The sequence below is a fragment of the Cohnella sp. LGH genome (assembly GCF_017671885.1).
Classification (GTDB): domain Bacteria; phylum Bacillota; class Bacilli; order Paenibacillales; family Paenibacillaceae; genus Cohnella; species Cohnella phaseoli.
Genome location: NZ_CP072117.1, coordinates 3,183,083 through 3,209,178, shown reverse-complemented (window position 1 = coordinate 3,209,178; position 26,096 = coordinate 3,183,083). Strand labels below are relative to the sequence as shown.

The window sequence follows — 26,096 nt, the reverse complement described above, 5'->3', positions numbered from 1 at the left end:
CTTCCGTTTCCGCCGACTTATTCCGTTTTGCGCCTTTTAACCAGTGCATATCCGAGATTGAATAATTAATTCAAAATTGCAGGTTCCCCGCGTGCGGCAATATCGTCTATTATGAAAGCAGAGAAAATAGGATACAGGGGGTGCCAGTGGTGATCAACAGCCTGCGGGTGAAACGAAATTCGTTATTTGCGAAACTCCTTCTCGGATTTATCGTCATCATTGTCATTTCCTTTATTTTCAATGTGCTGTCCTTCAAATTTTTTACCGTCAGCATTCATGATGAAGTCGTCCTTTACAACAAATCGAATATGAGCAACACCGTGTCTAAGTATGAGGAGCATTTTCAATTAATGGAAGAGGTTGCTACGAACTTCTACAATAACACAAATGTAACCGCTCTCAGCCGAGATAAAACGAACTTCTTCGCGATGAACGACTTGGCCGTCGAATTTACAACGCTGGTCATGAATTATAAAAATCTCGGTTTGGACAACCTGTTTCTGTATAACGGCCGCCATTCGTTTCTTGTTGACAAAAGCGGATTAATGAAAGAAGACGAAATGTTTGCCAAGCAGTACATCAGCGCCAAATACGATACGGCATTCTGGGCAAAGCAGTTCGATGAAGATTTTTATATGCGCATTTATCCTGCGGCGGATTTTACAAGACAAACGTTACACGGCTCAATCGAGCCTGCCGGCAAGCTGTTTCCCGTCATCGTCAAAAGCAAGCTGCAAAAGCACTACTATATCGCCGCCCTGCTCGACGCCGAGGCCCTTTATGAGAAATACCATTTGTCGGTTTCCGATCTTTTCTATATTGCCGACGCCGGCGGGACGTTGTATTACAGCTCGAATGCTCAAGGTCAGACGGTAACTCCGCAGACGCTCGCGGCATCCGGCACCTATTATATGAAGAATGATAACTATTACTTTTACGCGCAGGGCGAGAAAACCGGGTTTACGTACGTCAACGTGGTCCCGAACCAGAACATCGCGGCCAAAAAATCGCGGCTTAGCGCCATTCTCATCCTGCTGCTGGCGGTATCGCTCGCGCTCAGTCTCATTATTTCCGTGCTGCTCAGCATTCGCATCAAAAGCCCGATCCAGAAAATCATAGAGTCGATGTACAAAATGAATCCGAACATTCAGCTAGGCAGCAAAATCAACGAATTTAACGCCATCGTCGACAATATGCGGACGATCATCGCCTCGAACCGCAGCATTCATAAGGATTTGCAAAACAAAAACACACTACTCAAAAAATACGGCTACTGGAACAAAGTCAAAAGCATTCCGATCGGGAGCCGCGACGTGCAAAGCTTGATCGATACGTCCAAGCCTTATTTTTTCGTCATGTTCCATCTTCATTTCACGCGCCGCTTCCATGAGCTGATTACCGAGGAGCAGAAGAAATCCCATATTCTCGAATTTATCCAACTGAATATTCAGCTGGCTTTCCCGCAATCGGAGACAGTACAGTCGGAAAAAGATTTAATCTTCTCGATCGTCTTTGCGGGGGCGGACGCTTCGGGGACCTTGCGCGGCGTGCTCGACAAGATGAAGCGGGTGTTTGACATGGACAGCGAGTATTATTACGTGACGATCGCCTTCAAGCCTGCGCCGTACAGTCCGAGCGGCTTTACAGCCGCTTATGACGAGGGGCGGGAAATGATCCGCCGCCGCCGGCTGAACGGCGAGACGCAAATCGTCTCGAACTTCGCTGGCCCCCATCAGGACTTTAATCTGACGCCGTCTGAGGACAAAGAGTTTACCGCCCGTCTGGCCGCAGCCAACGAAGCGGACATTATGACGATGATCGGCCGGATGATGAACAGGCTCCGCGCGAACGGAACGGCGGAGCAGTACCGGCAGCTTGCAAGAGAGATCGTTTCCAAAACGTTGTTGGCGCTAGTGCTGCAAAATATTAACGCGGGAGCTTTGCAGGAAGAACTGTCGCCCTACGAACAGATTAAGGAATTTGTTTCGGAGGAGCAGTATGACGACTTCTTCAGAAGCTTGATCGGTTACGCGGCAACTCTCATGAACGATAAGAGAATGGAAAAAGACTCGATTATCGATTTCGCGCTGGCTTATATGGAGCAGCATTATGGGGACGACATAGGACCGGACGCCGTTGCGGAGAAGCTGAATCTGTCCTCCGGCTACATGTGCAAATACATCAAAAATAAAACAGGCAAAACGTTCGGTGATTTCCTCGACGATATTCGGATCATGAAGGCGAAGGAAATTTTGGAATCGACCGATTGCAAAATCCATGAGGTTGCTCTTCATGTCGGTTACCAGAACGCTAATTCATTCACGCGGATGTTTCGCAGGCTGACCGGCATCACTCCGGGCGAGTACCGGCGGGAGAAGCGGATCGACGTCGCTTCGAACATACAATAACGGAGCGCGGAATTCATTATGAATTTGTGGGAGATCAGAAAATTGAGATCGCCTCTCTTTCGGCAGGATAAATAAGTTTTACGATAATGCCACTAAATTAACCCATAAAATAAAATAAGCTCTCGTCACATACTGCGTGACAACAGCCTCTTCTCTAATATAATCACACACTGGCTTTTATTAACTCAGCGCGCCAGTGTAAACCGGATGCTTGCCCGGGACATCAGACATGCTGTCGGTATTGAACGATCACGTCAATCTTTCGGAGATCGTTTTACATATTTCTTCAGGGTTCTTAACATCAATGATTAACTTTGATATTTTAAATTTACCAACAAGAAAATTATTCAAGTCAAAATGAAGGGTATCAACCTCATTATTAAAAAAGTAGAGATGATAACCTCCATTGAATCTAAATAATCCATTTCTTGTTCTTCCAAAAGAAAAACCATAAAGTTTGAAAGCATCTGGTATGGGTCTACCTGTTGTTATCCCCCTAATCGAAGAGTATGGAATTTGCAACCCGTTATCTAAATTTAAAAAGGGCGGATTTCCAAGATCGATATTTAAATGGGTTTCCATTAATTGAATTGTTCGTTCCATTCGTTTAGTCCACCATTTCATAACGCTTTAGTACTTATAAAATATACTTTCATATTATACCATATATTATCTTATTTATAGAATTTATTGAGCTAATTTACCCAAGAACTGAAAATGCAAGCGAATATTTCGCCGGTTGTATGATGGAATATTACATTATGAAGTCGTTATGTAATAAAAGAAGCCAGTTAATCCAGGTCGCTGGCTTCTTACCCGATTTCTCATGGGCTTTGCTGGTTTATATCAGAATTATTCGAAAGTATTTTCGATCAATTAATACGGACGAAAGTTATTTCTTTTTTTTCGAGCTTACCTTAAATGCTTAGTCCCCCGTTTCGCCGATTAATTGTAACTCAATTTGTTTCATCTTATAAAAATAGCCGTTTTGCTCCATCAGCTCTGAATACGATCCCGATTCGATCACTCTTCCTTGCTCCACGACTACAATTCTGTCCATTCCTTCCAAGCCATTAAGCCGATGACAGATTAGCAGAAGCGTATCTCCGGAAGCCTGTTCATATAGGTGTGTCAAAACATGTTGCTCTGTCACATAGTCCAGCGAAGACGTCGGCTCATCCAGCAGCCATAGCTTTCCCTTGCGAAGCATGGCCCGCGCCAGGGCTAAGCGCTGTTTTTCGCCATCCGATAAATTTTCTCCCTTTTCGTACACCGGATCCGTTAATGAAGTGGTCGGCAATTGCACTTTAGCGAGGATATCCAACAGGTCGCCGTCAGAATGGTCCTCGCCATCCATGAGCAAGTTATCCCGGATCGTTCCCCGAAAAAAATGGCTTTGCTGCAGCACGACATTAGCCGTTTTCCAAATGCTCGACTCCTCCAGCTCTTCTACCGATATGCCGTCTAGTCGCAAATCCCCGGCCGTCGGCGTACGCAGCTTGAGCAACAACTCAATCAGCGTGGACTTTCCTGAACCGCTAGGTCCGACAATCGCCGTTTTGGAGCCAGGTGGAATTTGCAACGAAAAGTTCTTCAACGCCGGCCTCCACTCCCCTTCATATTGAAAAGAAACGCCGGATAGTTCAATAGAAACGGCATGGTCGGTATTCAACGTACGGCTTGGCTGCACCGGCTGCATGGCAGGAGTTAATACGGCTTCCGTCAGCCGCTTGGCTGCATGTTCGCTATCTTGCTTATATGCGGGCAACGTGGCCATAGCCGCTGCTTCTTCAAATACAGTTAATGAGGCCATGACAAGCATAGCCAGATATACGCCGGCTAGCGTTCCATCCGATATCAGATAAGCACCAAGCGCCAACACCCCCCAGGAAATCAGATAGGTGACAAAGACATGCATCGATTGTCCGCGTAGCAGGTGTCCGGCCGCTCGCTGCTGCTCGGCTGCCAATGCGGCAGAAGCTTGGCGAAGTTGCTGTTCCCGCTGCGCAAGCTGCCCATAAACTTTAAGATCCCGGAAACCATACAACACCTCTGTTAGTTCCGTAGACAGCAGCGCCCGCTGATTGCGAACATCCCCATTAATTTTTCGATATCCTAGCAACACGATTCCCGGCACGACCCATATGGTCCCCAGCATACCGAGTAGCATCAAGCAAGCCATCCAGAAAGAAAAGGAGGCGGTAGCCAGCATTGTCGTCAAGAACACCATGACAACAATGATCGGCGGATACGCGACGCGTAAAAAATAGTGCTGCAAACTCTCTACGTCCCCAACGATTCGAGCAAGCAGATCCCCGCTTCGTTTATGACTTAAAATTCCCGGCGTTAAAGGAATAAGCTTGTCAAAAAAGGAGGTTCGCAATCGGCTAAGCATAGAGAACGTCGCTCTATGCGAATATAAGCGCTCGCCATAACGACTCATCGCTCGAATCAAACCAAGCAGCTTGACCAATGAAGTAAGTACGATTAGCGTATACAGCGGAGGTGCAAACACCGTCTGCGAAATGAGATATCCGCTCGCAGAAAAGAGGACCACACCGGCGATGCCGGCGACAAACCCACCTAAAATAGAAAGAATAATATCTTTGCGCTCCCGAATCATAGCTTGGAACAAAATAGCCAACTCGTTCATCCCGGCACCCCTTTGCGTTGGACATCGACCATCTCCGCATACGCCGGCAGACGTTTCATAAGCTCGTCGTGATGTCCCGAGCCCTTTAGGACGCCATGGTCCATAAACAAAATGTTGTCCGCGTTTCGAATGGTATACAATCGGTGAGCCACCGTGATCATCGTCGCCGATTTTGCCAAGGTTGCAATCGATTGTTGCAGAATGCCCTCGGTGTGAAGATCAAGTCCGACGGTCGGCTCATCGAACAAAATCATGGAGGGGCGTTTCAAAAAAGCCCTCGCTACGGCTAGCCGTTGCTTTTCCCCACCGGATAGTCCTCTACCGCCTTCACCGACAAGGGTATCCAATCCCTGCTCCAGTTGGGATACAACCATCGAAAGACCCGCGTCCGCAGCAGCCGCCTCGATTTCAGCCCTGGAGACTTCCCGCCCGGCACCGATCGCGATATTATCGGCGAAGGTACCTGCAAAAATGTAAGGATGCTGCGTAATGTAGCTAATATGTTCGAACCATATCGTCTCATTCTGTTGAGTAAGCGGGTTTCCATTCACCATAATAGTCCCCGACACCGGTTTTAGTAATCCCGCTATAAGATGGAGCAAGGTCGATTTGCCGGATCCGCTATGACCAACAAGGGCAATATGATCTCCTGGTCCAATTGTGATCGAGCCTGTATTCAGCTCGAATGAGTCAGGTGCATACTGAAACCGGACATTGTCCAGTTCAAGGACGGGCGGCATTGGGAACAGTTTCTTCGGGAATGTCCGGAGCCTTATCGGCTGATCCTGCGGATCGATTCTATCGTTCGTGTCCGCGAGCATGGTTTCAACCTTGCGAATCGCCCCCATACTGGTTCGCCCATTGTGGAAAGCGGTTCCCGAACTCTTTAGCAAGCTGTAAAATTCGGGCACGAGCAACAAAACAAAAAAGGCCGTGTGAAACGACATCGATTTGAAGACAAGCAGTTGAATGGCCAGTTCGAGCGCAACAATCCCGATGCTCAGCATCACAATTGATTCCAGCATGAGGGTATTCGTAAACGCAATCTTCAAAATATCCATTGTGGCATCACGGTATCTTAAGCTGCTGCGTTCGATTTCTTGCTGCTGACGGCGGGCCCGTCCGAATATTTTTAACGTAACGAGCCCTTGAAGGGAATCCAGAAATGTACTGGAAAACTCAGCCAACTGCGCAACCTTTTCTTCTGATTTATTTTTCGTTTTCAACCCTACCAGAATCATAAAAATCGGGATAAACGGAGCCGTAACCAGCATGATGATCCCTGAATTGGCATGTTGGGTAAACGTAACGACCATAATCAGAATGGGGATAATGACCGTTTCCACCATACGCGGCATGTATTGACTGAAATAACTATCCGCCTCATCCACAGCATCCAGCGCCATACTGACCTTCCCCCCCGTTTGCCCTCGAAGAGAGGACGGCATGGAAGCATGCGTAAAATTCTGAAGCACGGCTGCTCGCATATTTTTTTTGGCGGTTGCCGCCATTTGCAAACCAATAGTCCCGTTCCCATATGACAACAGTGCACGTATCGCCATCACGACCAGTAGGATGCCGAGCAGCAGGGCAACCGATGAAAAAGAGGCATTCTCCACAAAGATCCGCTGGACGGCTTCTGCCAGCAATGCAGCCTGACTTACAATAGCGGCGCCTAGTGCGAGCGAGATGAATGTCAGGTAAATGAGACGTTTGCGTTGGGCGGTCATCTGTATAGCGATCAAACTTCTTTTCCCCTTCACCAAACTCAACTCCTTTATCGTATAGCCTGCGAGCAATCAGCCTACTTTTTCCCTTTTACGTAATCTGCATCGAACAGGAACAGCTTGAAAACCAAAATAAGGGAAGGAATCAATAGACACATGCCCCCGATAAATACGACAACCAGCGCGAAGCCCATTGAGGATGAGGTGACGCTGCTCTGAATCGTAATGTAGGGATCAAGAATATAGGGATACTGCCCGATCCCGTAAGCGAAAAAGGCACAGAAAAATTGCAGCATGATGCAAACAAATGCTAACCCGTAGCGGCGGCCGCGGTATAACAGCCACATCGCAATCATGAAAAAGGCAACAGAAAGCGCAAGCAGCCACCATAAATCCATCATATTTTGATAATGTCGCTCATTGTGTTGCCCCAAATAGATAAAGGCCGTCAGGGCGATAATAATCGTCGGTGTGCTCCAGAACAGCGCGTAGGTCCTCATAAGTTTTAGCGCAGCTTGATCCTCTGCCCGTGAAGCGTAAAACGCCAGAAAACAAGCGCTAATAAACAAGACAGACACAATCGCCAATCCAACGATGCTCCACGACAATGGATTGGTAAATAAAGCCCAGTAATCCAGATAAACCGACTGATCCTGTGCCAAGATAAAGCCGCCTTCAGACAGGGCCAGCGCCACGGACAACGAAGCCGGGATCAGCAATCCCGATGCGCCGTACAAAAACAGATAGACGATATTATTTTTGGAACCATAGTTTTCAAACGCATAGAACGAACCGCGAATAGCAAGCAGCACGATTGCAATACTCCCCGGAACAAGCAGCGCCGAACCATAATAATAGGCTGTATCCGGAAAAAATCCGATCATGCCGATGTAGAAAAAGACGAAAAATACATTTGTGATCTCCCATACGGGTGACAAATAACGAGAAATCAGACGATTAATGAGGTGGTCCTGCTTGGTCAGGCGAGCATAAAAGGCAAAGAAACCGGCTCCAAAGTCAATGGAGGCTATAATCAGGTACCCGTACAAAAACAGCCAAAGTACCGAAATCCCAATCAAATCGTAACTCATCAGGTATGCGCTCCCTTCCCCGTCCTCTTGTCGTCCGCATGCTGCGCCCACTTCTCCATCTCAGTTTCCGCCGGATTATTGTTGAATAAGCGCCGAAGAACAAAAACGCTAACCACGCCTAATACGATGTAGAGAAGAAGGAAGAGGAAAAATAGAATTCTCACGCTTGGCGATGTCGTCGCCGCTTCTTCTACACGCAAATATCCTCGTAAAATCCACGGCTGCCGCCCCAACTCGGCATAAAACCAGCCCAGCTCGACTCCCAAAAACGCGAGCGGCGCACCTAAAGCAATCATGCGGAGTATCCATTTGTTGTGCTCATTGCGTTTTTTCCAGAATGTAAATAGGAAATACAAAACGGATATGCCCAACAATGCAAACCCGATGCCAGCCATCAAGTCAAAAAAGTAATGCACAAGGAGCGGAGGTTGTTCGTCCGGAGGAAATTCGTTCAGACCTGTTACTTTCGCGTTGAAGTTTCCAAAAGCCAGGAAGCTGAGAATCTTCGGCAGGTGAAGTGCGCCTATAATTTGATGCTCGGCATTAAGCCATCCTAATAAAATCAAATCCGCACCGCTCTCGGTCTCAAAATGCCATTCCGCAGCAGCCAGCTTTTCCGGTTGATGCTCGGCCAAAAATTTGGCGGACACATCTCCAGCAAAGATGTTTAGTGCGCTGAACAACAGGACAACAGTCATCATAAGCTTCAGTGCTTTTTTGTGATATCCCGTAACGCCCTTTTTAAGCATCGTAAAGGCTGCTATTCCTGCTAGCAGAGCTGCTCCTGTGAGATAGGCCGAGCTTAATACATGGAACACTTTGGAGAAAGTCGCCGTATTCAGCATCGCTTGAACCGGGTTAACGGCTGTAAACTGACCCCCTAGCATGGTAAATCCCCCGGGTTGATTCATAAAACCATTCACAGTCGTGATAAAAACAGCGGACATGCCTGCCCCTGCGACAATGGGGATTGTGAGCAGCCAATGAATATACGGGTTCTTGAACCGATCCCACGTATACAGATAAATGCCAAGAAAGATAGCTTCAAAAAAGAATGCAAACACCTCCATGAATAACGGAAGCGCAATAACGTTACCCGCCAACTTCATAAAATTCGGCCACACCAATGCCAGTTGCAGTGAGATTGCCGTGCCTGTTACGACACCGACTGCTACAGATATAACAAACCCACGTGCCCACCTCTTAGCCATCAGTGTGTAGTGAGAATCTTGCTTGCGGATGCCGATGAGCTCAGCAATCGCGATCATGAGAGGGATACCGACACCAATCGTCGCGAATATCATATGGAACCCTAGTGTCATTCCTGTCACCAGCCTGCTCCATAGTACCGTATCAATTTCCATGTTTTACTGCCTCCCTTCCAAAGCCATTTGTAATTAATGTTGATTTTATCTCTGTCTTTTATTCAGCACAATCGCGGTCACATCTTCTCCCTTAATCGTTCAAGAATGGAACAATTCTTTCTGACAGTTCGATGAAAAATGCAAAAAAAGCTCGATCGAGCTATTGATCGAGCTTACTTATCATGATAGCTTTATCTGTTCCTTTGCTTGCTGACGGATGGATTCGAGGAGGTTTGAGGACAAATACACTGCCGAAACAATATCGACAGCCTGTATGTTTCTATCTATTGGCCAACGAAGAAGGCCATTTCCATGCATACCAGATAATTAGACAAAGAAGAGCGACTTCTACAACAGCGCCAAACACCATGTGCACCCAAGCCTCTCCTGTCAAATTAAACAATGTATAGGGGATATACACCGCCGCAATAATGATATTTGCCCAGCGACTAACTTTTGCCGGCAGGGCAACAGAAAGGAAGATCATAAGAGCTGGAATTGTTACCGAAATCAGTGCTACCAATAGAAAGACATATGAAATGTCAAATATAAATATTTTTCCTTCCAGAATACCTTCTATTTTGTCCGGCATATATAAGGCGAAATAATCAACATAAATATATAGAAACATAAAACTCGCCCACAGCGTAGCAAGCTTCAGTTTCGAACTGACTTTGATGTCTTCCAGTACATTTTGTGCTTTATTTTGTGTATTCATATTAATCTCCCTTCATAAATTAAAAGTTGTAATCCCTATTCCACGCCATTTTACGATAACCATAATAATTCGATATTTTCGCATATCCTAGCAGGTCCATATCTTCATTGACTCTCCTTCCACTGAACATAGATTAAACATAACGAATTGTGTAAGGCCTCACTACCTACTAAAGTATGTTTCTTGAAAAAAATAAGTAAAAATATTACAAAATGAAAAAACCACCTCGCGACTATGTCGGATAATCGAGGCAGCACAGTGTAAGAACTCAAGGCGGAATCGCGCAATGGTGTAACTTCGGTGGATCGGTTCGCAGCACTCGCGTTTCAAGCGCTCGAAGAGGTTATACGCAAGTAGCTTAATGAGAAGATCAATCTCATTGGCTTCAAAATCATACGTGGCAATCTGGTCAATGGAGAAAGGCCAACGCTTAGTATGCGTTTAGTCTAACTCTTATTACGTTACCACCACTCTTCCTACAAATAATTTTATTTACGGGAGACACACCGCTCTAAAAAGCTTATTATTTCTGATGTCTCCAGTCTGCGTAATCCCTAAACCAAAAATCGAGCTCGTGTCCGCATCTGAGCCATTCATTTCCCCAATTGTTTGGACCCCTCCAGCCTTTATGGAAATCCCACAGAGCCCACCAAATTGTTTTTCTTTCCATAACGTTATCATCACAATTCCACTCTGTTCGGATGACCTCAACACCGATGGTGCCGATATGAAGATGACCAGGCGTATCATTATGGCCTGTTTGAAAGTTGCCGTCTCTCCCCGGAACATTCGGTCCATACAAAATCGCTGATTTCCAGAGCATATAATTATTGGATCCGTTTTTAAAATTGTCCCATGTCTTTGAATTATTGTTTGGAACTTCAAACTGGGAAATTGGGTAGTGACGCAAGTAAACAATGATATCATAAAATCCTTTGCCCATTCCTGTATTGTAATCAGTGGCGATGTACGCAGTGCCATGATCAGTTGAATCACACGTGCCAAGATCCCCACAACCGCACCATTTTCGAAATTTCTTTTTGATCTTGTGTGCTGAGCAATGCGTTAAAATGATGGGCATTCTGAGACCCTGCTCAACTATTTGTCAGCAGACTCAATGATATTTCATCATGAGTCAACTCTCGACTCAAATTTAAACAGATGGATTTCTAAAGAATTGAAGAACTTGCCGACTGCGATCTTCCCACGTAATGTTCCACCAGAAAAATTTGAATTGGAGGATACGACCCTTCCTTGCCCATTTGAAAAAGTCGCTTTTGAACCCGATTTTTGGAACCAGTCGGATCATGTAAGGAAAAATAATTGCTATAATTTTGAAACAAATCGAAGAACGGATTCATTTGCACAACCAGGTAGAGCGGCTGGTCAAATGTACAGTGGTATCAGCTGTGATGAAGTGACAAGGGGCGCGATTGCTGACGGAAGTCATAAGTCGGATAGTTGTTTTCAAGAAACGGAGATTCCACGTTTTCTAATGGCATTAGTGGTTGCGCCAGGGCCTGATTTTATTGATTACCATTGGTACAGGCAATGTATCGATGGTAATTGGGAGCACAAACCAGGACAAACACTGGCACGATCAACAGACAACAGTAATCGGGTAATTACAGATCCGAGTATAGCAGACAGAGGACCCTATACTCAGTTCTGTGGGTACATGTTGGCACCGAAGCGTATGAAAATCCAAATTATATAGACACATACAATGTCGGTGTTCATCCAGCTTTTTTGCGCGCCGGAAAAATAGTTGACAGGTCGTAGGTGATGCCATTTTGCGAACTTGGTTTAATAATGTTAACCAACCATTAGGAGCGAGCGGGGCATTACGAACACTGACATCGTAGGTTGCCGTACCTCCATTGCCGTCATTTGCAGTGACCTGAACTTTCGAGCTGCCCGCAATCGAATCGGTTCCAGTGTCAGGTAGCTGCCGGAGACGGATGCGCTATAACAAAAGATGAATCACGCGAGTTCATTAAGGGCTGGGTTTCAGAAACCAATATAGCCAAATTAAGAACAGTCCCCTTCCTTTCTACAACTGGAACATATCGCTTTTACCACCAGCCTCGGGAATATGGAATACCCGGCCGGCTAATCGCAGCGGGCACCTCATTCGACGTCGCTCCGCTCTGAATTAGATAACTGTTCTAGCGAAGCCCTCGGCTTCGCCTCCCCAATCATCTCTAAATTGAAACCGCCAGGCCAGTCAATATGATTGTTTGTATTGCGACGTTGATTATGACAAGGAACAAGGGATGGTCGATAAGAAGTACACTCCCACAGGGACACATAATTTTAGGCAGATCGATCATCTCCTATTGTTGAGGAAAGGATGCCGATTCCAGCCGGTAGTCGAGATTACCCGTTAGTTGAATCAACGGTCTTAGAAAAATTCCACTCCTCGAACTTAGAAAAAATCATAGTATTTCGCAAAGAGCCATCTACATCACACTTTTCATTTCGAAGGGTCGTCCCCTCTAAGCTAATTCCCAATCGTTCAGCAACTCTTGCACTTCGTTCATTACGATCATCGCATCGGATCTCAATTCGATTCGCTTGTAACTCATTTATGGCAAAGCTCGAGATAGCTTCTACTTCTTCAGTAATGTATCCTTGATTAGCATAAGATGTTCGCACCCAATATCCGATTTCAAATTTACGCGCCTGCCAATCTATTCGAAGTAAACCGCTGCTACCAACTAGTTCATCGGTTCCCTTCAAAAAGAGTAATAACCTTAAGTCACTGCGTTCCAAGAATTGTAAACGAGATCGACGGATACTAACTTCCGACTCTTCGACGGTAGGAATGTTTTTTGCCCAGGGCATCCAGGGACGTAATTCCTCTTTACTTTCTTTTACCGCCTCGTTTACCTTTATGCCATCATTCCATATTGGAGCACGTATAAGTAATCTTTTACTTTCGAAGCTCTCCGGTATCGAGTACATTATTGGATCGACTACAGCCAGATTATCACCCCATTATGTAAATATTTCCTAAATGATTATCACTATTTTTCTCTTAATTCAATATAAGATCTAAGTAACCTGCCCGTTAGATTAACAACTGATAATCTTGCGGGAGCGCTTTGACGCGTTTTACTTACATGCGCCATTTGTCGCGATAAAACGGCAACCGTTCAGGAGATCGGCTGCCGTTTTTATTGAGCAACATAGCCCGTTTCGTTCATTGTTCAGATATAACCGGATCGAAATCTGCAACAATCAACATATCCACGTGACGAGCGGTACGGAGCATGTAATGCACGACGGTCTCTTTAAAAAGGGTGTACCAGAGCGGTCTTCGGGATTGGCCGATAATGAGCTGGGTCGCTTGCACCTCGTTTATTCGTTGCAGTAAGGTATCCCGTACCCCTTTGCGGCTAGCAGCCTCGGCCATTTCCATATTACCGCCTAGGCGTTCGCACAATTGCCTCAAAGTATCCAATCGCTTTTGATCCTCATCCGTCATCAATGAGCTGTGGCGAACGTAGAATACATGCCACTCCGCTTTTAGGCGATGCGCGATGCGGAATCCGCGGCGGATCAGCCGCTCCGAACGCGGACAAATGTCGACGCATACGAAAATTACCTCTCGTCTACGCCAAGGCCCGCGCAGCGAGCTGTTGCGGTTCCACGCCTCCAGCCGCTCGTCCACGTCATCCGCGATTTCGCGTAGTGCCAGCTCCCTTAGGGCGATCAGATTTCCGATTTTGAAAAAGGAGCCGAGAGCCTGATCGACCTTCTCCATCGCGTAGATTTTGCCTTCGCGCATTCGCTGCTGCAGCATTTGAGGCGTGACGTCGATCAGTTCGACCTCGTCGGCCATTCTCAGAACGGCGTCCGGTACCGTCTCTCTGACTCGCACTCCCGTGAGCTGCTCCACCGCGTCGTTTAAGCTTTCAAGGTGTTGAACGTTAACGGTGGAGATGACGGAAATCCCGCTTTCTAATAGACGGAGAACGTCGTCGTATCTTTTTTTGTTTCGGCTGCCCGGCACGTTCGTATGAGCGAGCTCGTCAACCAACACGACTTCAGGGTGGCGAGCGATAATGGCTTCCGTATCCATCTCTTCCAGTGTGGTCGACTGGTAGTTGATTTTCGCTCGCGGAATCGTCGTAAGCGTGCCTACTTGTTCCGTCGTCTCCTTCCGCCCATGCGTCTCAAGCAAGCCGATAACCGCATCGATTCCTTTATTCAGAAGCGCATTGCCTTCCTGAAGCATTTTATAAGTTTTACCGACGCCAGGAGCCGCTCCGATATATACCTTGAAGGTGCCGCGACGGATCGTCTCGATCTTTTTTTCGATTTCGAAGGAGCTCAGTCTACGGAACGAATCGTTGTTGCCGGACTCAGGACGCGCCTTGACCGGCAAAATCCGTTCTCCTTCGTGCTCCGCCCGGTCCGCCATAACGAACACGTCGATGTTGCGCGCACGCCTGAGCACCCGGTTGACGATCGAGCCTTGCCAGCGCTCCTGCCATCGATTTTTTTTCGAATGACCCATGACGATTCTGGTAACCTTGTGTTCAATGGCATAGCTCACCAGCATACCGGGTAGCTTGCGCGAATGGGTCAAAGGAAGCTCCTCGAATGCGGCATCGACTTTGTCGACCAGCTTCTTGATCGAGTTTTTGAAGGTTAACTGATTTTGCGTAAGCCGTTGCTTGTTCGGTACAAAGGTCACGACAATTAATTCTCCGTTAAGTCGTTTGGCGATCTGCTGGCCCCGGCGTACGTGAAGCGAACCGTTCCAGTGATATTGCGCCGATACGAGAATTCGCTCCGCCGCGCCAGACGGCCCGACGAGCCCGAGCTCTTCACGGTGCTTTTCCAGCGATTCGTTAACGCCTTCCGCCATCAAGCGAAGCGCAAGCTCGCGCAGAACGCCAAGGTTGCCTCTCCGGGAAATCGCCGGATGCGTCTTATCGCCTAAAATCCCTTCGTCGATCCGCTTCAGCATCGTCTCCGGCGACACGTCGATCAACCTTACCTCGTCCGCCATTTCCAGCGTATTGGAGGGTACCGTCTGCTCCGCGTGAATTCCGGTCATCCGGTAGACAAACTCGTCCGCGCCTTCCAACTCGTAGACGTTGATTGTCGTGATGATGCTAATGCCATGGTCCATGAGAAACCGAATATCCTCTAATCGTGTCTGAAAACGGGCTTCCTTGCGGTTACGGTGAGCAAGCCCGTCCACAAGCAGAACTTCCGGATTCCGGGCTAACAGGGCGTCCAACGGCAAATCCTTCTGTTCCTTGCCGTCCTTCCACCAATGGATGCTCGGCACCCTCTCCAACTGCAGCGTCTGCTGCACCGTTTCAATCCGCTGCATCGTGGACACGGCGCTAATTACGACATCGATGCCCCGTTCTTGTAGCAGATTGCCCTCCTGAAGCATGTGATACGTTTTGCCGGAGCCGCTAACTGAACCGATAATAATTTTTAAACGTCCCCGATGCAGCTTCGAAATCGAATATAAAATTTCCTCCGGCGTTTTGCGCCTATACGTCGACAACGATTCCGAACCTCCCCTCGCCGGCCGGGTTTCCCTCTCTTTCGAGGCTTTCCTGTTGCTCGATTAAGAACTGACGGACAAGCTCGTTAAATACGTCCGGTTGGCACAAATTGCTCGGATCCCAAGCATCCGGAATAATCTCCAGACGGGCTTCAGGCAGCCGCGATACGACTTCCTTCATGCATTCGACTCCATACGGGGCGTAATCACCGACAAGACAAAGCGCGGGCTTCTCAACCGTTTTCAAATGCTCGGAATAATCGGCGTGGCACTCCGCCAGCTTCTGGCGATAAAGCTCGTTCGGCCGTTTGTGAAGCATTCCATGTCTAACTTCGCTGTACGCCTGAGGCCATCTTTGATAGGACAACCGGGTGGCTGGAAGGAACAGTTCGCCTGGCGAGTAATAGATCAGGCAGCTGCAATAGGCCGCGGCCAGCTGCAATTTACCCGTGAACGTCGATGCTTCGATCCGGCAGTAACTGTCCGAAATGACAAGCGCGGATACACGCCTCGGATATTCCTTGGCCAGATGCTGCACGATCAATCCGCCGTAAGATACACCGAGGAAGGCCGCCTCGCGGATCTGAAGCACATTCATTAACCTTATAAGATCGAGGCATTGTATTTCGATCACTTCGCCTGGATTTTGCTTAAGTTTTCCGGATTTCCCGTTTCCCCGCAGGTCGCAGACGACCACCTGATAATATTTTGAAAAATACTTTATTTGCTGCTTGAACATCTTATGCGTAAATCCATGACCGTGAATAAAAAATAAAGGAAGACCGGCGCCGTGTATCTCATAATAGATCTTCGTTCCGCTAAACAGCGCGATTGCCACATACAACACCTCTTCGACAATGGATCAGCCCTATTCGCATTTCTTCTGCGAATAGGGCTTTGTTTCTCTTATTTATTGAGCTGATCTCTCAAAGCAAGGTTGATCTTCAGCACATTGACTCGTTGGTCGCCGAAGATGCCGAGATCCCGGTTATCCGTATATTCGTCGACCAAGTTCTGCAGCTCTTGCTCGGAGATGCCGGTCAGTTTGCTGATTCGCGGAATTTGTACGACAGCCGAATTCGGCGTAATGTGCGGATCGAGCCCGGAACCCGAGTTGGTGATCAGGGCGATTGGCAGTTGTTCAATCGGAACGTCCGGATTGTCTTCCTTCCACTGCTCGATCGAAGCTTTCGTCCGCTCTAGCATGTCGGGATTGGACGGGGCGTAGTTGTTTGAACCGGACGCCTCCGCCTTATAGTCGATGCTGGATACGCGGCCTTGGAAATATTTCTGCTCGGTAAACGCCTGCCCGATCAATTCGGATCCGACGACGTTCCCGTCCTTATCCTTCAGCAAGCTTCCGTTCGCCTGAGCGGGAAACAGCAGCTGCGCAAGCCCCGTGCTGACGAACGGATAAGCGATTCCGCATAGGAGGATGAACAGCACACTGGTTCTCAAGGCGATCCAAAATATCGAGCCTCCGGAAGAGCTTTCCGACTGCCCGTTTTTCGTTATTGTCGACATAGCCGATCCCTTCTTCCCTGTTCTATTCTTTTACTTTTTCCATCATGAACGTCAAATCCACATGTGTACGATCAGATCGATCAATTTGATTCCGATGAACGGCACGACCACTCCACCGAGTCCGTAGACAAGCAAGTTCCGACTTAACAGGCGCGAAGCGTTCATCGGTCGGTAGACCACGCCCCTCATCGCAAGCGGAATGAGCAGCGGGATGATGACTGCGTTGAAAATGAGCGCCGAAAGCACTGCAGACAGCGGGGAACCGAGTCCCATGACGTTTAGCGCCTCCATCTCAGGAATCGCCAGCATGAACATCGCCGGGATGATAGCGAAGTATTTGGCGATGTCGTTGGCGATACTGAACGTGGTCAGCGCGCCGCGGGTCATCAGCAGTTGTTTGCCGATGGCCACCACTTCGATAATTTTCGACGGGTCCGAGTCCAGATCGACCATATTTGCCGCTTCTTTGGCCGCCGTCGTTCCGCTGTTCATCGCGAGCCCGACATCCGCTTGCGCCAGCGCCGGAGCGTCGTTCGTACCGTCGCCGGTCATGGCGACGAGTTTGCCATCGGCCTGTTCGCGTCGGATGACCGCGATTTTATCCTCGGGCTTGCTCTCGGCAATAAAGTCGTCGACTCCGGCCTCTTTCGCGATCGTCGCGGCCGTCAACGGATTGTCTCCCGTACACATGACCGTCTTGATTCCCATGGCGCGAAGCTGGTCGAACCGCTCTCGCATGCCGGGCTTTACCGTATCCTTCAAGTAAATCAGTCCAAAGATTTGCTTATCTACAGCTACGGCCAACGGCGTGCCGCCCAGCGAAGCGATGCGATCGGTTTCCTTGCCCAAATTATCGGGGATCGTACCGCCTTGAGCGCTGACCCATTTGCGGATGGAATCGACCGCTCCCTTGCGCACTTGCCGCCCGTCCTTCAAATCGATGCCGCTCATCCGGGTTTCCGCTTTGAACTCGACGAAGATTCCGCCGTCGCCAAGCGCGGCATCGTATGATTTACCGTTTCTTTTCATCCAGTCGAGCACCGAACGCCCTTCCGGCGTCTCGTCGTGCAGCGACGCAATCGCGGCCCAGGCGGCCGTATCGTCGCCGCTTGCTTTGCCAACCGGAACGATCTCGCTGGCCATCCGATTTCCGAAGGTTATCGTTCCTGTTTTATCTAAAATCATCGTGTTAATATCGCCTGCCGCTTCTACCGCTTTTCCCGACATCGCCAGCACATTGAATTGGGTAACCCGGTCCATCCCTGCGATGCCGATTGCCGACAGCAGCCCTCCGATCGTTGTCGGGATGAGGCAGACGAGCAGCGCGATCAGTACCGGAACTTCCAGATCGACGCCTACGAAGGAGGCGATCGGCCCAAGCGTGACGACCACGATAAGAAAGATCAGCGTCAAGCTGATAAGCAGCGTGTTCAGTGCGATTTCGTTCGGCGTCTTTTGCCGTTTCGCGCCTTCGACGAGCGCGATCATCCGATCAATAAACGTTTCTCCGGGATCGCTTGTGATTCTCACCCGGATGCTGTCGCTAACGACGCGAGTGCCGCCGGTGACGGAGTTAAAGTCTCCGCCCGCCTCTTTAATGACCGGCGCGGACTCCCCGGTAATCGCCGATTCGTCGACGGAAGCGAGGCCTTCGATCACCTCGCCGTCCCCTGGAATCATCTCGCCTTGCGAGACGACGACGATATCCCCTTTGCGCAGCTCGGTGGACGGAACCGTCTTGATGCCGTTGCCGACCACTTTGTTGGCGGTAATTTCTTTTTTCGTCTTCTTGAGCGTATCGGCCTGCGCTTTCCCTCTTCCCTCCGCCAGCGCTTCGGCAAAGTTGGCAAAGAGCACCGTGAACAGCAAAATCAGGAACACGGCCAGATTAAAGCCGATTCGGTCCTCCGAATCGAAGTAGCCTGGGAAGATCGTCATCAGCAGCACTATAATCGTGCCGATCTCGACGATGAACATCACCGGATTTTTCATCATGCTGACCGGATTCAGCTTAATGAAGCTCGCTTTGATTGCTTGGGACACCAACGGTCCTGTGAACAAGCTTTTCTTACGATTGTCATTCATTGCGGCTTCTCCCCGTTTCCATTAGCGGATAGTCAAGTACTCGGCGATCGGACCCAGAACGATGACCGGCAAGAAAGTCAGCGCTCCTATCAGAATTACGGTACCGATCAATAAGAAGGTGAACAATGCGTTGTCCGTGCGGAATGTTCCGCTTGTCTCCGGCACCCATTGCTTGCGGGTTAGCGACCCGGCAACCGCAAGCATTGCAATCATTGAGACATATCGGCCGAAGAACATAACCAGACCGGTCGAGATGTTCCAGAATGGAGTATTGTCGGCCAGCCCCTCGAATCCGGAACCGTTGTTAGCCGCGGATGACGTATATTCATACAGCACCTGCGTGATGCCGTGAAATCCGGGATTCGTTATGGCGCCTTTGCCCAGATCGGTGAGGAAAGCGATCGCCGTCGGTGCGAGAATGATGAACGGATGCGCCAAAATGACGATCGCGATCAGCTTCATCTCACGGGGCTCGATCTTCCGACCGAGAAACTCCGGCGTACGCCCGACCATCAAGCCGCAGATGAAGACGGCGAGAATCGCGTACATCAGCATATTGATCAATCCGACACCTTTGCCTCCGAACACGACGTTTAGCATCATTTCGGCAAGGGGCACAAGACCGCCAAGCGGCGTCAGCGTATCGTGCATGTTGTTGACCGTTCCCGTTGTCGCCGCCGTCGTAACGGTTGTGAACAAGGCGGATTGGGCGATGCCGAAGCGTACTTCCTTTCCTTCCATGCTACCCTGCGAAGCGTCGATGCCCAGTGCATTCAGGGCCGGATTGCCGCTTTTCTCGGCCGTATAAGCGATCGTCAGGAATACGAGGAACAAAATCATCATCGCCGAAAAAATAACCCAGCCCTGCTTTTTACTTTTGGCGAATCTGCCGTACATGAATGGAAGACCGGCAGAGAGCGACCACATCGAAATCATTTCGATGACGTTCGTCAACCCGTTCGGATTCTCGAACGGATGCGAGGAGTTCGCTCCGAAAAAACCGCCTCCATTGGTGCCTAAATGTTTGATCGACTCAAGCGAGGCGACCGGACCGATCGCAATTTGCTGAACCGAGCCCTCCAGAGTCGTTAATGACAAGGTCGGGTCCAAGGTTTGCGGCACTTGCAGCGCAACCAATGCCAAAGTAACGATGATCGCTAATGGGAAGAAGATCCGGGTATGGGCTTTGACGAAATCCTCGAAGAAATTACCGAGCGTGTTCCCTTTGCTGGTGATCCCTCTGACGAAAGCGACTGCCACTGACAAACCGGTGGCCGCCGATGTAAACATCATCATCATGATGACCGCCATTTGCGAGAAATAGGTCAAACCGGTTTCGCCGCTGTAGTGCTGAAGATTCGTATTGGTCATAAAGCTGATGATCGTATTTATCACGAGCGTCGGCTCCATATTGCCGATGTCGTTCGGGTTTAACGGCAGTCCGGTCTGCACGCGAAGCATCGCGTAACATAAGGCAACCAAAACCATATTGGTCAAAACGAAGCTGAGCGCATATTTTTTCCAGCTCATTCCGACTCTATTATTTAGCCCAATGATCCTAAAAATCAGTTTTTCAAACGGACCAAACACTTTGTCCGTACGGTTGGATTCGTTCGAGAACACATGGTACATGTAGTTCCCGAGCGGTTTCGCGATCAGCATCAGAATGCCGATCACAACGACAATTTGCAAAATATCCATAGCCGTTCCTCCTTGTGGCTCGATCGACTGCGTGCGAAGTCCCTCTAAAATTTGTCAGGGTGAAGCAGTGCATAAACGAGATAAATGAACAACGCTCCCGTAAAAATCAATACGATTGTCATGAGCTTTCCCCTTCCGTTTCGTCGATCGATCTGTCGCACCAGACGATAAACCCGGCGACTAGGGCGAAGGAAGCGACCAAGGTTAAAATCATCCATAGATCCATCATCTCTACACGTCCTTTACGATTAATCCGTCCAACTTCCGAGCAAAAATCCGACATCGTTGGCTTGCGTATGCACGATATAAGAAGCGCCTAGCTTTCTGTAAATCACTTCGGGATGCGATGCGCCGGTTACGACCGTAATCGCCTTACAAGACCAATTGGCGAGCAGCAGCAAGTACTGACAACTTAGCGGTAAACTTGATTCGAAAATGAATACACGACCGATCGGGAACGAAGGTACAGAATTTTCCTTAATTGAGACGGTGTCTACGCGGAGTATACAGTCTACTCCAAGGCCTCTTAGCTCCCTCTCTTCCCTGCCGTTATTCGTCAGCACCGCTACTGGAATCCGATGAATTCGAAGGAGCTTGATAAATCTTTTACCCGCCTCGTTCGGTGCGGCAATCAGGATATGACGTTGTTCCATAGGTTCGGTTCCTCCTTCCCGGATATCGGAAGAAGGCAACAAAAAAGAAGCTTTGGGCACAGAGGAACCTTTGCCCGCGGCTTCTTCGACCAAAACGCTAGTCTGATGTCGGCTCGCGAAAAGTGTTGCCTCTCCCGATACGCTTACGAGGTTAGCTGCCGGATTCGGGCGTGAGAGTCGCCCTACGCTCGGAACGGTTAAGTGCCGAACGATTCACCCCATGGAGCCGATTTCGGATCCTGTCGGTTCCCCCGATCCTTTTCGTTTAAGGATTCAGCGTCTAAATTTGAAAATACTTTTCATAAAATGGCATAATTAAAACGCAACTGATCGCTCTCTGCGTCGCGACTGGGCTTACAAGCTTCATCATCCTCTCCGAAGAAGCAATTTCTGTGTGGAGCTCCACGCATCATGGCCGTATCGTACTCCTAGCCATAAAACCTGTAAAGCAGCGCACGGTTCAAAATGAATGGATTTCGGTAAAATTCATTGGTTACAACGATTTATATGGAAATAATCTTCGATTATCTCGTGTATTCTCTTTATTGTGCAGTTTTACATCCATTTTTATAGTATTTTTACACCTCTAAACGGTTTATTTTATCCCTTTTTTACAGTAATCTAATAGAGCAGAATACTGGAATATGGACGGGGGGACGGGGGAAGTCGTGCGAATTATTCGAGCTTTATGGAGGTCGTGGTGGTCTTATGCAAGCATCACGCTGCTGATCGCCCTCATGACAGTGGCCTTGCACCCGCTCGTACTTGCGATCGATTTGGTCAATATAGCGCTGATCTATTTATTTCCTGTGCTCGTCAGTGCCGTGTATTGGGGGTTACGTCCGGCAATCTATACGGCAATCGCGGCTGTTCTGGCGCTCGATTTTTTCTTCATTCCGCCAAAGCTGAGCTTCACCGTGGCAGACTTGCGTTATCTCATTTCATTTTGCGTTTTTTTGGCCGTTGCCGCGTTGACCTCCAGTCTTGCGGCAAGGCTGAAGCAGCAGCTGCTTTATTCCAAACAGAAAGAGGCGCACACTGCTTCGCTCTATGCGCTGAGCAAGCAGATGAGCGCCATTACGGACATCCACGCTTTGCTGGATAATGTCTCCCTCCATGTCTCTCAGACCATTGGCACGGAAATTGCGATTTACTTGCCGGATGATCGGAACAATCTGGTGCTGACCCACCGTTCCGATTCTCTTAGCGATTGGGGGCAGAGTAAAGCAGAGCAGGTAATTGCGAAGCTGGCGTTCGATGACGGCGAAGCAGCCGGATACGGGTCCAACACTTTAAGAGATGCTCCAGGCTATTACCTCCCGTTGAGAACCGAAGACCGCGTATATGGCGTTCTGGCGCTTAATATGAGAGATTGGACTAAAGGATTCACGACCGAACAGCAGCAAATGATGGAAGCGATAGGCGGATTGGCGGCCAGCGCCATCGCTCGCGTGAAGTTGGCTGAAGAGGCGAAAATCGCTCATTTGTCGGCTGAATCGGAACGACTTCGTACAGCTATTCTGGATTCCGTTTCTCATGAACTGCGAACCCCGCTAGCAGCCATAATCGGCTCGTCAACCGGTCTGATCGCGGGAGACAACCTTTTTACTTCGGAGGACCGGATGGAACTGCTCATCACCATTCGGGATGGCGCGCTTCGTATGAACCGACTCGTAATCAACCTTCTCAGCATGGTGCAATTGGAAAGCGGTATGTTGCGTCTTAGAAAAAATTGGTGCGACATGGAGGATCTGATCGGCGTTACGCTTGCGCAAGTTAAAGATTTTCAGCAGCATCGGCGGCTGCGGGTACAGCTTCCGCCCAATACCCCTATGGTGTTAGGCGATGAAGTGCTTCTTGAGCAAGTATTGGTCAATATAGTCAGTAATGCGATTAAATATAGTCCGGATTACAGTGATATCGACATAGAGGTATCGTCGGAAAACAATGCCCTTTTGATCTCCATATCCGATCAGGGGATCAGGCTCTCTGATGAGGAATACATGCGGATGTTCGAAAAATTTTATCGCGCCGATGCGACCAAACAAGTGACTGGTACAGGATTGGGATTGGCGATTTGCAAAGGAATCGTTGAGCTCCACAATGGATCGATTACGGGCCGTCGCAATGAACCAACAGGGACCGTAATGACAATTACGCTTCCTTTACTCGACCCAAACGGAATGTATGCAATGCCTGAGGAAACGGAGAGCGAAAAACATGAATGAGAACGGAGCACGTATTTTGATCGTCGATGACGAGCCTCAAATTCGGAAGCTGCTTAAAGTGACCTTACAAGCTCATCAATTTGCGATTCACGAAGCGTCTACCGGAGAAGAAGGCGTGCTACAAGCGTCCTTAATTCATCCGGATTTGATCATCCTCGATCTCGGATTGCCGGATCTCTCCGGCATGGAGGTACTGGAGCGCATTCGGGATTGGTCGAGCGTTCCCGTCATTGTGCTTACAGCTAAGGATAGGGAGGAAGACAAAATCTTTGCGCTGGATAACGGTGCCGACGATTACGTTACAAAACCGTTCAGCATGGGAGAACTGGTCGCCAGAATTCGTGTGGCACTAAGGCATGTCGCCAAATCGACAAATGAGCCCGTCCTCCAGATCGGAGAATTAACCCTCGATCTGTCGCAACGAATCGTGGAATTAAACGGCGAACGCGTAAAGCTTACGCCAACCGAGTACGACCTTCTGAAAATTCTCGCCTCCAATGCCGGGAAGGTCGTTACTCAGCGGCAGCTGCTCCAACAAGTATGGGGCAGCAATCACAGCGAGACCGAAAGCCACTACTTGCGGGTGTACATCGGGCATTTGCGTAAAAAGCTGGAGGAAGACTCGACCCAACCCAAATTTATCCTTACGGAGCCGGGAATCGGTTATCGCTTTCTGTCTCGGGATTAAAGAGTTCAGAACCAGATATGTTCGGGAATCCAGCTTGCCAGACGGATATTTAAACGAAATCAATTGCGTGTTAGTGAAATTTCGTATTCGATTCGTTTCTCCGAAAACCAAATCAAACCCAAACAGGCTGCAGACATATCTGCAGCCTTGGGCTATCGTTTCCGGTTAACGTCACTATGATTTATGAAATAACCTCAATATTCACGTTTTCACCTAAGATCGTGAACTCTATTAAAGGACTATCTAATAGCACATGAAGTTCAAAACCTGTTTCTGTGAGATAAACTTCATCACAAAGCCACACGCTCTCTACACTTAAGCTTGTAGGCTGTAAACTTCTCACTCCCGTAAAGGTTAGCCTGACATCCGTTAAATAATGATAGCCCCCTCTACAGTCCAATGTCATGATGAACGTATCCTTCGAAGGTATCTCAATCGAAATTACTTGAGCATCGTGTAATGTCTTTTCAAACAATTGCATAACACTCTCGGAGAGCGAGCCTTTTATGGAGTTGTAGTAGTTACGGTAGGTAATCTTTTTTGCTTTCGCTCTCTCATCATACTCCAATAACCATTGGTCAGCCATTTTTCTAAGTTCTTCAGAAGGAAATTGTGAATTTAACGTTCCGTCCTGGATATAGGGATGAAAGGCGGCTGGGAGATACTTGAGTAAATGAGCTCTGTTATATTCCAAGTTGTTCTTGCAAATTTCTTTGAAGTTCAAACCTTCAGATTCATACCAAGCAATATCTTCTTCCCAATCCTTCACCGTTTCATGAAAAATTAAAAAACTTCTTATCTGCGCTTCTTCATACCACTCTTTAGTGAAATATTTCATTCGTTCCCCCTAGTAAAGTTCATTTATTAAACATACGGCTTGTATATATGTTTTGTTGCGCTAAACTGCCCGTTAGTTTAATTAATCATAAATAAATGTCTTGTCTAGGTGGATAACCAAACATACATAAGTAGTTGTAAGAGGATTAGGCAAACATTTGACAAGATCGTTATAACGCTCCCTCTTGTATTAGGTGCATAATAAAACCGTAAAAAGCTTTCTGTTACGCGAATACATCGAGTTGAACTTAAAACAATGGAGGATTTTTATGCAAAAAGTAATGAAAAATCGCTGCAAAGATTGCAGTTAGATTACTTGGATTTGTATTTGATTCATCAGCCATATGGAGATGTGCACGGCTCTTGGCGCGCTATGGAGAAACTGTATCGGGAAGGAAAGGTGCGTGCAATCGGGGTTAGTAATTTCCATGAAGACCGCCTGATCGATTTGATTATTCATAATGAAATTGTTCCTGCCGTTAATCAGGTTGAAACGCATCCTTTCAACCAGCAAATCGAAAATGCAAAATTCATGAAAGAAAACGGTGTTCAGATCGAGTCATGGGCTCCTTTTGCTGAAGGAAAAAATAACTTGTTCCAAAATGAAGTATTGGTATCTATAGCTCAAAGGTATAATAAATCTGTCGCTCAAGTGGTTTTACGTTGGCTAACACAAGGAGAAGTTGTAGTAATTCCAAAGTCTGTTCGTAAAGAAAGAATTGTTGAAAACTTCAACATCTTTGACTTTGAATTAAGCCAGCTGGATATGGAGTTGATTGCTGCGTTGGATACGAAAGAGAGCCTGTTCTTCTCCCATCGTGATCCTGCAATGGTGAAATGGATTGGTGAACGTAAACTTGATATTTAATCGGTAGAAATCATA

At 48.1% G+C, this 26,096-nt stretch carries 20 protein-coding genes, 2 pseudogenes and 1 riboswitch; of the genes and pseudogenes, 5 read left to right on the top strand and 17 right to left on the bottom strand.

Features of this window, described 5'->3' with window-relative positions:
• Positions 1-149: 149 nt before the first annotated feature.
• A complete protein-coding gene (locus J4772_RS13620) occupies positions 150-2,408 on the top strand; it encodes an AraC family transcriptional regulator (RefSeq protein ID WP_209075624.1) in 2,259 nt (752 codons plus the stop codon).
• 249 nt (positions 2,409-2,657) lie between these two features.
• Here J4772_RS13620 and J4772_RS13615 read toward each other — a convergent pair whose 3' ends face one another.
• From J4772_RS13615 to J4772_RS13580, 8 genes and pseudogenes are all read right to left on the bottom strand, one after another.
• Entirely contained in the window at positions 2,658-3,011 is a 354-nt protein-coding gene (locus J4772_RS13615; RefSeq protein ID WP_147310330.1) for a hypothetical protein, read from the bottom strand.
• A 322-nt stretch (positions 3,012-3,333) separates the two neighbouring features.
• Positions 3,334-5,061, bottom strand: coding sequence for a thiol reductant ABC exporter subunit CydC (gene cydC, locus J4772_RS13610; protein ID WP_209075623.1), 1,728 nt, complete (start codon positions 5,059-5,061; stop codon positions 3,334-3,336).
• Positions 5,058-6,824, bottom strand: a complete 1,767-nt coding sequence (gene cydD / locus J4772_RS13605) for a thiol reductant ABC exporter subunit CydD (RefSeq protein WP_209075622.1) — start codon at positions 6,822-6,824, stop codon at positions 5,058-5,060. The genes cydC and cydD overlap by 4 nt, the downstream gene beginning before the upstream one ends.
• Before the next feature lie 41 nt (positions 6,825-6,865).
• Complete coding sequence (locus J4772_RS13600) at positions 6,866-7,879, bottom strand: cytochrome d ubiquinol oxidase subunit II (RefSeq protein ID WP_209075621.1); 1,014 nt, start codon at positions 7,877-7,879, stop codon at positions 6,866-6,868.
• Entirely contained in the window at positions 7,879-9,243 is a 1,365-nt protein-coding gene (locus J4772_RS13595; protein WP_209075620.1) for a cytochrome ubiquinol oxidase subunit I, read from the bottom strand. Before J4772_RS13595 ends, J4772_RS13600 begins: the two co-directional genes overlap by 1 nt.
• Positions 9,244-9,523: 280 nt before the next feature.
• Positions 9,524-9,961 carry a DUF6326 family protein gene (locus J4772_RS13590; protein ID WP_209075619.1) on the bottom strand — a complete coding sequence of 146 codons (438 nt, stop codon included), beginning with the start codon at positions 9,959-9,961 and terminating at the stop codon, positions 9,524-9,526.
• A 162-nt stretch (positions 9,962-10,123) separates the two neighbouring features.
• Positions 10,124-10,381: pseudogene (locus tag J4772_RS13585) on the bottom strand (transposase); the annotation flags it as partial.
• Positions 10,382-10,484: 103 nt separating this feature from the next.
• Positions 10,485-11,042 (bottom strand): hypothetical protein, encoded by a 558-nt coding sequence (locus J4772_RS13580; protein WP_209075618.1) that lies wholly within the window; start codon positions 11,040-11,042, stop codon positions 10,485-10,487.
• Positions 11,043-11,078: 36 nt separating this feature from the next.
• On the opposite strand from J4772_RS13580, the gene J4772_RS13575 reads away from it, so the two are divergent.
• Positions 11,079-11,678, top strand: a complete 600-nt coding sequence (locus J4772_RS13575; protein ID WP_209075617.1) for a hypothetical protein — start codon at positions 11,079-11,081, stop codon at positions 11,676-11,678.
• A 662-nt stretch (positions 11,679-12,340) separates the two neighbouring features.
• Here J4772_RS13575 and J4772_RS13570 read toward each other — a convergent pair.
• The 8 genes from J4772_RS13570 to J4772_RS13535 form a co-directional block, all read right to left on the bottom strand.
• The gene (locus J4772_RS13570) at positions 12,341-12,928 is read right to left on the bottom strand and encodes a GNAT family N-acetyltransferase (RefSeq protein WP_209075616.1); all 588 of its coding nucleotides are present in this window, start codon (positions 12,926-12,928) and stop codon (positions 12,341-12,343) included.
• 238 nt (positions 12,929-13,166) lie between these two features.
• Positions 13,167-15,497, bottom strand: coding sequence for a histidine kinase (locus J4772_RS13565; protein WP_209075615.1), 2,331 nt, complete (start codon positions 15,495-15,497; stop codon positions 13,167-13,169).
• Positions 15,484-16,335, bottom strand: a complete 852-nt coding sequence (locus tag J4772_RS13560) for an alpha/beta fold hydrolase (protein WP_209075614.1) — start codon at positions 16,333-16,335, stop codon at positions 15,484-15,486. Before J4772_RS13560 ends, J4772_RS13565 begins: the two co-directional genes overlap by 14 nt.
• Before the next feature lie 68 nt (positions 16,336-16,403).
• On the bottom strand, positions 16,404-17,021 hold the full coding sequence (gene kdpC / locus J4772_RS13555) for a potassium-transporting ATPase subunit KdpC (RefSeq protein WP_209075613.1): 618 nt from the start codon (positions 17,019-17,021) through the stop codon (positions 16,404-16,406).
• 51 nt (positions 17,022-17,072) lie between these two features.
• Positions 17,073-19,106, bottom strand: a complete 2,034-nt coding sequence (gene kdpB, locus J4772_RS13550; protein ID WP_209075612.1) for a potassium-transporting ATPase subunit KdpB — start codon at positions 19,104-19,106, stop codon at positions 17,073-17,075.
• Between the two features lie 21 nt (positions 19,107-19,127).
• Positions 19,128-20,807, bottom strand: a complete 1,680-nt coding sequence (gene kdpA, locus J4772_RS13545; protein WP_209075611.1) for a potassium-transporting ATPase subunit KdpA — start codon at positions 20,805-20,807, stop codon at positions 19,128-19,130.
• Positions 20,808-20,851: 44 nt separating this feature from the next.
• Complete coding sequence (kdpF, locus tag J4772_RS37550) at positions 20,852-20,929, bottom strand: K(+)-transporting ATPase subunit F (protein ID WP_371822898.1); 78 nt, start codon at positions 20,927-20,929, stop codon at positions 20,852-20,854.
• 126 nt (positions 20,930-21,055) lie between these two features.
• The gene (locus tag J4772_RS13535; protein WP_209075609.1) at positions 21,056-21,460 is read right to left on the bottom strand and encodes an HAD family hydrolase; all 405 of its coding nucleotides are present in this window, start codon (positions 21,458-21,460) and stop codon (positions 21,056-21,058) included.
• A gap of 124 nt (positions 21,461-21,584) precedes the next feature.
• Positions 21,585-21,749: riboswitch (cyclic di-AMP (ydaO/yuaA leader) on the bottom strand.
• Between the two features lie 379 nt (positions 21,750-22,128).
• On the opposite strand from J4772_RS13535, the gene J4772_RS13530 reads away from it, so the two are divergent.
• Positions 22,129-23,688: an ATP-binding protein gene (locus tag J4772_RS13530; RefSeq protein ID WP_247741091.1), complete on the top strand. Its 1,560-nt coding sequence runs from the start codon at positions 22,129-22,131 to the stop codon at positions 23,686-23,688.
• Positions 23,681-24,376 (top strand): response regulator, encoded by a 696-nt coding sequence (locus J4772_RS13525; protein ID WP_209075607.1) that lies wholly within the window; start codon positions 23,681-23,683, stop codon positions 24,374-24,376. The genes J4772_RS13530 and J4772_RS13525 overlap by 8 nt, the downstream gene beginning before the upstream one ends.
• Positions 24,377-24,557: 181 nt before the next feature.
• Here the strand turns inward: J4772_RS13525 and J4772_RS13520 are convergent, their stop codons facing one another.
• Positions 24,558-25,214, bottom strand: a complete 657-nt coding sequence (locus tag J4772_RS13520; protein ID WP_209075606.1) for a DUF4085 family protein — start codon at positions 25,212-25,214, stop codon at positions 24,558-24,560.
• Between the two features lie 273 nt (positions 25,215-25,487).
• Here J4772_RS13520 and J4772_RS13515 point away from each other — a divergent pair.
• Positions 25,488-26,081, top strand: a pseudogene (locus J4772_RS13515) (aldo/keto reductase); the annotation flags it as partial.
• Positions 26,082-26,096 lie beyond the last annotated feature (15 nt).

What these genes read in the sequence shown, in the direction of transcription:
- cydC (WP_209075623.1), bottom strand. Translation starts at nt 5,061, where the DNA reads ATGAACGAGTTGGCTATTTTGTTCCAAGCTATGATTCGGGAGCGCAAA.
- kdpF (WP_371822898.1), bottom strand. Translation starts at nt 20,929, where the DNA reads ATGACAATCGTATTGATTTTTACGGGAGCGTTGTTCATTTATCTCGTT.
- J4772_RS13580 (WP_209075618.1), bottom strand. Translation starts at nt 11,042, where the DNA reads ATGCCCATCATTTTAACGCATTGCTCAGCACACAAGATCAAAAAGAAA.
- J4772_RS13520 (WP_209075606.1), bottom strand. Translation starts at nt 25,214, where the DNA reads ATGAAATATTTCACTAAAGAGTGGTATGAAGAAGCGCAGATAAGAAGT.
- J4772_RS13535 (WP_209075609.1), bottom strand. Translation starts at nt 21,460, where the DNA reads ATGGAACAACGTCATATCCTGATTGCCGCACCGAACGAGGCGGGTAAA.
- J4772_RS13600 (WP_209075621.1), bottom strand. Translation starts at nt 7,879, where the DNA reads ATGAGTTACGATTTGATTGGGATTTCGGTACTTTGGCTGTTTTTGTAC.
- kdpC (WP_209075613.1), bottom strand. Translation starts at nt 17,021, where the DNA reads ATGTCGACAATAACGAAAAACGGGCAGTCGGAAAGCTCTTCCGGAGGC.
- J4772_RS13615 (WP_147310330.1), bottom strand. Translation starts at nt 3,011, where the DNA reads ATGGAACGAACAATTCAATTAATGGAAACCCATTTAAATATCGATCTT.
- J4772_RS13595 (WP_209075620.1), bottom strand. Translation starts at nt 9,243, where the DNA reads ATGGAAATTGATACGGTACTATGGAGCAGGCTGGTGACAGGAATGACA.
- J4772_RS13575 (WP_209075617.1), top strand. Translation starts at nt 11,079, where the DNA reads ATGATATTTCATCATGAGTCAACTCTCGACTCAAATTTAAACAGATGG.
- J4772_RS13570 (WP_209075616.1), bottom strand. Translation starts at nt 12,928, where the DNA reads ATGTACTCGATACCGGAGAGCTTCGAAAGTAAAAGATTACTTATACGT.
- kdpA (WP_209075611.1), bottom strand. Translation starts at nt 20,807, where the DNA reads ATGGATATTTTGCAAATTGTCGTTGTGATCGGCATTCTGATGCTGATC.
- kdpB (WP_209075612.1), bottom strand. Translation starts at nt 19,106, where the DNA reads ATGAATGACAATCGTAAGAAAAGCTTGTTCACAGGACCGTTGGTGTCC.
- J4772_RS13590 (WP_209075619.1), bottom strand. Translation starts at nt 9,961, where the DNA reads ATGAATACACAAAATAAAGCACAAAATGTACTGGAAGACATCAAAGTC.
- J4772_RS13525 (WP_209075607.1), top strand. Translation starts at nt 23,681, where the DNA reads ATGAATGAGAACGGAGCACGTATTTTGATCGTCGATGACGAGCCTCAA.